This window comes from Robinsoniella sp., assembly GCF_034124845.1.
The window spans coordinates 1-7,851 of the sequence record NZ_JAWYAJ010000318.1 but is presented as its reverse complement, the minus strand read 5'-3'; the positions used below and the strand labels follow the sequence as shown (position 1 = coordinate 7,851).

At 42.0% G+C, this 7,851-nt stretch carries 8 protein-coding genes and 1 pseudogene; 3 read left to right on the top strand and 6 right to left on the bottom strand.

The features are described 5' to 3' along the window. From eutJ to ACH2DQ_RS16070, 5 genes are all read right to left on the bottom strand, one after another. A partial coding sequence (gene eutJ, locus ACH2DQ_RS16090; protein WP_395027414.1) for an ethanolamine utilization protein EutJ occupies positions 1-475 on the bottom strand: 475 nt, incomplete at its 3' end. Positions 476-493: 18 nt separating this feature from the next. Then, the gene (locus tag ACH2DQ_RS16085) at positions 494-1,441 is read right to left on the bottom strand and encodes a 2-hydroxyacid dehydrogenase (protein ID WP_394915315.1); all 948 of its coding nucleotides are present in this window, start codon (positions 1,439-1,441) and stop codon (positions 494-496) included. 70 nt (positions 1,442-1,511) lie between these two features. Continuing rightward, positions 1,512-2,339: a DNA-3-methyladenine glycosylase family protein gene (locus tag ACH2DQ_RS16080; RefSeq protein ID WP_394915316.1), complete on the bottom strand. Its 828-nt coding sequence runs from the start codon at positions 2,337-2,339 to the stop codon at positions 1,512-1,514. Between the two features lie 34 nt (positions 2,340-2,373). Beyond that, positions 2,374-3,384, bottom strand: a complete 1,011-nt coding sequence (locus ACH2DQ_RS16075; RefSeq protein ID WP_394915317.1) for an NYN domain-containing protein — start codon at positions 3,382-3,384, stop codon at positions 2,374-2,376. A 37-nt stretch (positions 3,385-3,421) separates the two neighbouring features. After that, positions 3,422-3,739, bottom strand: a complete 318-nt coding sequence (locus ACH2DQ_RS16070) for a hypothetical protein (RefSeq protein ID WP_394915318.1) — start codon at positions 3,737-3,739, stop codon at positions 3,422-3,424. Between the two features lie 296 nt (positions 3,740-4,035). Here ACH2DQ_RS16070 and ACH2DQ_RS16065 point away from each other — a divergent pair, with 296 nt between their 5' ends. The 3 genes from ACH2DQ_RS16065 to ACH2DQ_RS16055 all read left to right on the top strand — a co-directional run bounded on the left by ACH2DQ_RS16065 (position 4,036) and on the right by ACH2DQ_RS16055 (position 7,283). After that, on the top strand, positions 4,036-5,652 hold the full coding sequence (locus ACH2DQ_RS16065) for a dicarboxylate/amino acid:cation symporter (RefSeq protein WP_394915319.1): 1,617 nt from the start codon (positions 4,036-4,038) through the stop codon (positions 5,650-5,652). A 108-nt stretch (positions 5,653-5,760) separates the two neighbouring features. Continuing rightward, a complete protein-coding gene (locus ACH2DQ_RS16060; RefSeq protein WP_394915320.1) occupies positions 5,761-5,922 on the top strand; it encodes a hypothetical protein in 162 nt (53 codons plus the stop codon). A 140-nt stretch (positions 5,923-6,062) separates the two neighbouring features. Continuing rightward, positions 6,063-7,283 carry a LysM peptidoglycan-binding domain-containing protein gene (locus ACH2DQ_RS16055; protein ID WP_394915321.1) on the top strand — a complete coding sequence of 407 codons (1,221 nt, stop codon included), beginning with the start codon at positions 6,063-6,065 and terminating at the stop codon, positions 7,281-7,283. A gap of 262 nt (positions 7,284-7,545) precedes the next feature. Here ACH2DQ_RS16055 and ACH2DQ_RS16050 read toward each other — a convergent pair. Continuing rightward, positions 7,546-7,851: pseudogene (locus ACH2DQ_RS16050) on the bottom strand (nucleotidyltransferase); the annotation flags it as partial.

Genomic DNA, 7,851 nt, shown 5'->3' with positions numbered 1-7,851 from the left:
CTACTTTTCCGTTTTTAATAATGGCAAGCCCCGTTGTACCGCCTCCGATGTCAACGATTACGCCATCTTTTATCTCATAAACCGAATTTGCGGCAGATGGCTCATCACAAACGCGAATGACCTCGAATCCCGCTCCTTCTGCTACATAAGTATGAGTCTTTAAACTGCTCTGTGTACCTGCAGGCATGGCTATTGCACATTGTGTCAGTTCACATTTCAGGCGTTGTTCCAGCTTGGCTTTTAATTTTTTTACGATTTCCAGCGCTCCCAGGTAATCTACCACTACGCCGTCTCTCAGTACTTTGGCACTTTGTTTTTCACATGCCACAGGCTGATTATTTTCATCCAATACGGCAATTACAATATATGCCGTACCCAGGTCCAGCCCTACTTTTAATCTGCCTTTATATGGGAATGTTTTTTCCTCTGCTTCTGTGACCCGTTTCATGTACGCATTTACTTTTTCTATATTCATCTAAAAACGCTCCCGAAATTACAAAATTTTATTGATCTGCTCACCCTTTAACCACTGGTCAATATTGCGGAATACTATTTCTGCTCTGATTTCCATGGATTCTTTTGTAGCAAATGCCACATGAGGTGTCACAATGGTATTTTTTGCATGAAGCAGAGGGTGATCCGTTTGAAGCGGAGGTTCCACTTCAAATACATCTATGCCTGCTCCCGCAATACGTCCATCATTCAGCGCTTTAGCCAGAGCATCAGAATCCACAACCGGCCCTCTTGCCGCATTGATCAGGATGGCTGATTTTTTCATGTATCCGATTGTCTCCTCATTAATAAGATGGCGGGACTGCTCTGTTAACGGGCAGTGAAGTGCTACAATATCTGCCTGTTCCAGCATTTCTTTTAATGGCAGGTAAGTAATCCGTTCGCTGTTTTCTTTCTTAGAAAAACCGTTATAGGCAATGACTTTGCATCCAAATGCACTGCAAAGCTGAGCGGTACGCTGACCAATTGCTCCTGTACCTATGATTCCCACTGTTTTTCCTTTTAATTCAAATCCAACCAGTCCATCCTTGGTTTTTCCTTCTCTGCAGCGTGCATCCACCTGGGGAACATTGCGAAGAAGAGAAAGCATCATGCCAAGGGTAAGCTCAGCAACGGACTCATTCGAGTATCCGGAAGCGTTGCTAAGGGCTGCTCCCATTTCTTTAACCGCATTAAGATCCACATGATCCACGCCGGTAAAAGCCACATCGATAAATTTTAAATGACTGCAATTGCGGATTACCTCCTGTTTCAGAGGCATATTTGCCAGAATCAGGATATCCGCATCTCTGCTTTCCTCTTTTAACACTTCTACGTCACTGCTTTTTTCATATGCCCGGAAGGTATGTCCTGCTTCTTCCAGTGGTTTTACATAGCTATTTAATATCTCCTCACTGACTGCGAGAGACTCTAACATTACAATATTCATGATTTTACTCCTTTATTCTTTTGTAAGATTTAAAAATCAAAGTAAAGTATACATCAGCCGCCTTTAGAAATCAATAGTGCTCCACGTCGTAATAAAATGCATACTGCTGCAATATTCCGGCAAACCCCTGATATTTTGAAAATGGAAATCCATCGGGATAATGACGGTCTAATACTTTCTGGATATGGGTATCTATGGGAAATGCATCGATATGATGCAGTGCAAACAGACATATGCATTCAGCCACTTTTATTCCAACTCCGCACAGCTTTAAGAGTTCTCTTCTGGCATCCTCATAATGCAAATCATAGAGACGATACAAATCATAATCCCCGCTTACAATCATATCTGCGGTTTTTCTGATATACTTGTTCCGATATCCCAGGCTGCAGGCATTCAGATCCTCTTCATTAAGACCCGCAAGTGCTTCCGGAGACGGAAATGTATAGTAAGTTTCATTTCGAAAATTCGTTCTTTTTTCACCGAAAGCTCTGCAAAGAGACTCTACGCATTTTTTTATTCGGGGGATGTTATTCTGCTGGGATATGATAAAGGTAATCACCATTTCCCACAGTTCCTGGCGCAGGATGCGAATTCCTTTCCCATATGCGCTGGCTTGCTGCATGTATTGGTCCTTACTTTCAATCTGTGCTTTAAATGCCCCATAATCGGTCATGAGGTCAAAGTACGTTTCCCAGATATCATGAAACTCATCTTCGTCACATGAAAAAGTAATTATTTCCTCCTGCTGCAATATTTCCAGATACCGTCCCCGGGCAATCAGTGAATAACTTCCGTCTTCTCTTCTGTTCAAGCGGAAACACTGCCCGGAATCAGCGATCTGTGCAATATCAAAATCCTTTATTGTCTTTATTATCTTTATTGTTTTATCTGTCATGTATTTTCCTTACTGTCTTTTTGTAAATGTAAAATTAATCGTTGGACTTTAAATGTACAATCTTATTTTTCGTCCTGTTTTCTATGATTTCCAGCTGCCCGATGCTCTGGACAAATTTTGCAAAGGTTGCATATCCATAATCCTTGACTTTAAAGTTGTCAAACTTGCGGTGAATCCGATTGCCCAGAAATGCCAGTTCCATGCCTTCTCTGCCGCTGCTGCGCACCAGATTAATAGCATATTCCGACAACTGTTCTTTCTTAATATTATTGTCCTTCATACGAACCATAATGGCATTGTTGTTCTTGGTCAGTTCAAAGCTTTCCATTTCTTCCAGAAACTTAGACAGTGAACTGTATCCATAATTACGGACGTCAAAATCGGAATATTTTTTCACCAGACGGCTGCCGATTTCACCAAGTCCGGTCATTCGGTCCTTGTCATCATTTTCTGTTATAATGGACACAATATCATTTTCAATGACACGTTTGCTGATAATGCTGCTGTCCTCCATACCCTGCTGGCTGTCTCCCATACGGTTTCTGCTTCCAATGGAACTGTCGCTTAAGCGACCCTTGTGGACAAATACCTCTTCCTGTGTCTCTTCATCCTGTTCTAACAAGATCTCCAGATTCGTAAATACCGTACAGGCCGCACGGAAAGACCTTGGGGTCTTTTCCTCTCCCATCCCGATCACATCTTTGCCGGATTCCCGCAGCCGGCTGGCTAAACGCGTAAAGTCGCTGTCGCTGGATACGATACAGAAACCATCCACATTATTGGTGTACAAGATGTCCATGGCATCAATAATAAGTGCAGAATCCGTGGCATTTTTCCCAACGGTGTTGCTGAACTGCTGAATCGGCATAATGGAATTTTCTAACAGTGCTTGTTTCCACTTCGTTGTCTGGGCACTGGTCCAGTCTCCATAAATTCTCTTGTATGTGATGACTCCGTACTTGGTCATTTCATTCAAAATACAGGAAATATATTTTGAAGAAATATTGTCTGAGTCGATCAATACTGCAAATGTTTTTTCTTTCATTTATATGTTACCCTCTCTTCATTTCATATCTTATGAATCAATACACAAAACTCCTGAGCAACTCTTTTAAGAGCTGTTCCAAATCTGCTTCTGCGCATCCTCCCTCTTCCCGGTCATCTTCAAATCCGCTATAATAGCCATATAGAAGTTCTAATTGCAGCCAACGTCCCTCTTTTACCGCCTTTATCACTATATCTGCTGCCGCATTATTTTTGTAAACATAGCGGGACAGCGCTTTTGCAATCCCGTCTATATTTCTCTTATCTAACAACCTTTCTTTGGAGCTTCGGTTCAGCTTCTCTGCCAATTCCGGATTCTCCTTCATCAATTCGTCGTAGTCTTTCCATTTTTCCAATCTTCCGATCTTCTCCTTCATTTGGCACTTATTGCGTAATTTTTCTTATTTTATTATAATTTAAATGAACGCAAATAGCAATGTTAAACTTTTCATAAGCTTATCTTCACTTTTTATAAATGAATACACCTACATTTTTTATTGTTTTCTGCACCAGGTATGATATACTCTTTTAATATAATTTGAAACTGATACATAATATAAACATACAGAGCATTTAACTGATACAGGATTACCTGTTTATTTGAGCAATGCTGGATTTCTTAGATTGCTCCCAAAAAGGATGTGATAGCAAGATGTTAAAAACAAAGAAGTTTATATTGTCGGAACAGAATGCGGAAATGGTTGCTGATCTCATAGTGGAAACATTGCAGCAGCTTTCTGTGGAACCGGAAGAAATATTAAAGATACGCCTCTCTATGGAAAAAGCACTGGACAGCTGGATGGAAAAAGGATTGGCTCCCAATACCGGAGAATTAATTATCCAGACGCGTCTGAAAAAAGTGCAGATTACGCTGAAAGTACAGGGAAAAGAAGCAAATCCATATGAGCAGAATGACGATGACCAGTTTGGGGATGCATTTTTCAGCCAGCCATTTCTGGCGGCTATTGGCAGCGGAAGCGGCTGCGGCTATGTCTACTCCAAGGGCATGAATATTGTTTCTGCAAATATCAAACACAAGGCTTCCAATCCATTTTTACCAATTGCAATTGCGGTTCTTCTGGCACTTGTAGCAGGAGTAACCACCCATTACCTGCCATTGGAAGTCTCAGAATTTATACTAAACCAGGTGGCAGCTCCCCTCTTTGACAAATTCACCAGTATCCTGACCACGGTGATCTGTCCAATGCTGTTTTTTGCTGTTGTCTGGGGAATTTACCATATCGGAGCTCCTAACCGGCTGGGAAGTGTGGGTAAAAAAGTACTCTGGCACTTCAGTGGTATCCTCATAGGGATGACCCTATTAGGCGGGATTGCTGCATCTGTGTTTACAAAAGTACATTTACCATCAGCAGGAGCTGAGGGCATACAGTCAGAATCCATTTTCCAATTACTTCTCGACGCAATTCCTGAGAATATGATTGACCCCTTCCAAAACGGAAATGCCATACAGATTATCGTTCTGGCTGTACTTGTTGGTATGGCAATGGTTCTGCTGCAGCACAGGATCAGCATTGCCGGACAGTTAATGGAACAATGCAGCGCCATTTCTCAATGCATTGTCGGCTTTTTTGCCACCATTTCACCGTTTTTCATATTTTTAAGTATTTACCGGCTTCTTGCAGGCAATTACATACCGCTGCTTTTATATATGCTGCAGATGGCAGGCGTCTATCTGCTGTGCATGGCAATTGTTTTCCTTTTATATCTGGTATCGGTCAGAGTAAAAGAAGGAATTTCACCATTGCGTATCTTAAAGATTATTATGCCTTCAACACTCCTAGCCTTAGTAAATGCTTCTTCATCAGCCGCTTATTCTGTTATGAGAAATAACTGTGATAAAAAGCTGGGAATCGACCACAGGCTTTCTAAATTTACGATTTCTTTTGGAAGCGTGGTATTTAAACCTGCTGCCGTGGTGCACCTAATTCTACTGACGGTATTTTGCGCAAAGGCATACGAGGTTAAGATAACCATCGGCATGCTGGTGATAACCATGATCGTATCCTTTGTACTGGCATCAGCGGCTCCTTCTGTTCCCGGAGGACTTCTCGCCGGATACGCCGTGTTGTTTGTACAGGCGGGGATTCCTGCAGAAGCTCTGGGGCTGGCTGTTATTGCTGATATTGTCATGAACGCCCTGGATGCTGCAATCAATGTATTCATTTTACAATTGGAAGTCTTTCATTGTGCAAAAAGAGCAGATATGCTAGATCCTCCCGGTGAAAATACGTCGATCTATAATGCCTGATATCTGCGCTGGCAGGCACTATATACCACTTATAAGAAACTGCCTCCTGCGCATACTAAACATATGGCAAATGATTGCCGTAACAGTATGTAGAAAGGAGATGTGGTTATGGATCATAAAGGTTATAATAATTATGAAGTTTCTGAACTTCCCCAGTCCTGTAAATCCGTTATGGAACACATGGTAAGCGAACTGGAAAAAGAGGAAGAAGAGACCGCTGCCCAGTCCAGCACGAAAAACAAAAATAAAAAGAAGAAAAAGCATTCCTAAATATGAATATAGCTTTCTGAAAGCTTTAGAGCATCCGGACCATCAGTTGACCCGGGTGCTTTTTCTGTTATTATTTCCATAACATTTATTTTCTTGTACCATATATTATCTTAAAGCAAATATTTTGCAAAGGAGGTTATATGCTTAAGAAAATTTTATCTATTCTTTTATCAATTGTGCTGCTGTTTTCCTTCTTTCCTGCTTTTATGGTTTCTGCGATTCCTCCTTCGTCACATCCTCTTTACCGTGGAATTGACGTGAGCTTTTATCAGGAAGACATTGATTTTGAGCAGGTTGCTGACTCCGGAATACAGATTGTCTATATTCGTTCCAGTCTGGGTGGCGATTATATTGATCCGAAATTTGAGGAGAATTACCGTAAAGCATCTGCTGCCGGGCTGTCCATTGGCTTTTACCATTATGTAACGGCAAGAAGCATCTCACAGGCACAGTATCAGGCACAATTTTTTATAAATACCATTCAGGGAAAAGATTTTGACTGCCGTCTGGCTATGGATTTTGAAGACCTTCAATATCTCACTGATACAGAAATAAATGCCATCGGATTAGCATTTATTCAGACTGTGGAACAGTTAAGCGGCAGGAAAGCTGTAGTCTACAGCGATTCCTACAATGCTGGCTACTCATTTAGCGGAGCCGTTACCAACTACCCGCTGTGGGTTGCAGAATACGGCGTCTCCTCTCCTTCCGACACTTCGAATTGGAGTTTCTGGGTAGGCTGGCAGTATTCGGATACCGGCAGCATACCAGGGATCAGTACCCCTGTGGATCTGGACTATTTTACCGATGGTATCTTTTTAAACAACAGCGGACCGGTAACTAACGTTCCGCCACCACAAAACCCTTCCACTTCTTATGTGGATTATGAGGTAAGACCCGGCGATACGCTTTGGAATATTGCTCATCTCTATCATACCAGTATCACCGCCATTGCAAATGAAAATGCGCTGTCAGACCCAAACCTCATTTATCCGGGTCAGATTTTCCGCATTCCCATAAGGGATGATACACCGGCTGCTCAGACTTACCTGACCTATACGGTAAAACCAGGGGACACACTCTGGGCAATCGCAAACCAATATCATACCAGTATCGCAGTACTTGTAAGTCTGAATCAGATTCAAAATGAAAGTCTGATCTATCCCGGACAAAAACTTAATATTCCCTGCAAAACCAATAGCGGTACCCAAAATCCGATCCAGTGGTATACGGTTAAACCAGGGGATACCCTCTGGGCAATCGCTGTCAGATTCCATACTACTGTCAGCACGCTTGCCTCAATGAACTATTTGTCTAATCCTGGCTTTATTCTGATTGGAGAGAGACTGCAGATTCCTTAGTACTATAACGCACTTTTCAGGTCACTTGCTCTATATCCGTTCTATCTCAATAGTGTCCGCCACACCCCAGGGTACAAACATTCTGAGAAAACCAGCTTTGTATCAGCAAACTGCATCTCACAAAGAGAATGGGGGACCGGGACTGGGTTTTGGAAGGCGTGTAGCAGTTCTGCGTTAATCCTTCCAAACCTCAGTCCCGTTCCGCCCCCTTCTCTTTCCACACACTGCCTTCCTATACAAAGCGTATTTAATCATTCATGTTTTAAATCCCTATAATAACCCGCTGGTTAACACTCATTACGAAATCTTCAATTTTCTGTTTATCAGGCTCATCCGGTAAAGAGGTATTTTTCGCTGCTTCTTCCAGACGTTTTTCGTATCCCGATAAAATTTCATAAAATTCATCCCGGTACATGCCGTCTTCCCGCTGAAATGCTCCATTTCTCACACTCATCAGTAAATCATGCTCTTTTTCCCGGTAAGTGCATAACTCTTCTTTTTCCAGGATATCAAATGCCATCATGAAAAGCCGAAGCAGATGCATCGCATGCTTATTCAGATGATTTTC

Excerpts from the sequence above, each read along its gene's own strand:
- ACH2DQ_RS16085 (WP_394915315.1), bottom strand. The coding sequence starts at position 1,441 with ATGAATATTGTAATGTTAGAGTCTCTCGCAGTCAGTGAGGAGATATTA.
- ACH2DQ_RS16080 (WP_394915316.1), bottom strand. The coding sequence starts at position 2,339 with ATGACAGATAAAACAATAAAGATAATAAAGACAATAAAGGATTTTGAT.
- ACH2DQ_RS16075 (WP_394915317.1), bottom strand. The coding sequence starts at position 3,384 with ATGAAAGAAAAAACATTTGCAGTATTGATCGACTCAGACAATATTTCT.
- ACH2DQ_RS16065 (WP_394915319.1), top strand. The coding sequence starts at position 4,036 with ATGTTAAAAACAAAGAAGTTTATATTGTCGGAACAGAATGCGGAAATG.
- ACH2DQ_RS16060 (WP_394915320.1), top strand. The coding sequence starts at position 5,761 with ATGGATCATAAAGGTTATAATAATTATGAAGTTTCTGAACTTCCCCAG.
- ACH2DQ_RS16055 (WP_394915321.1), top strand. The coding sequence starts at position 6,063 with ATGCTTAAGAAAATTTTATCTATTCTTTTATCAATTGTGCTGCTGTTT.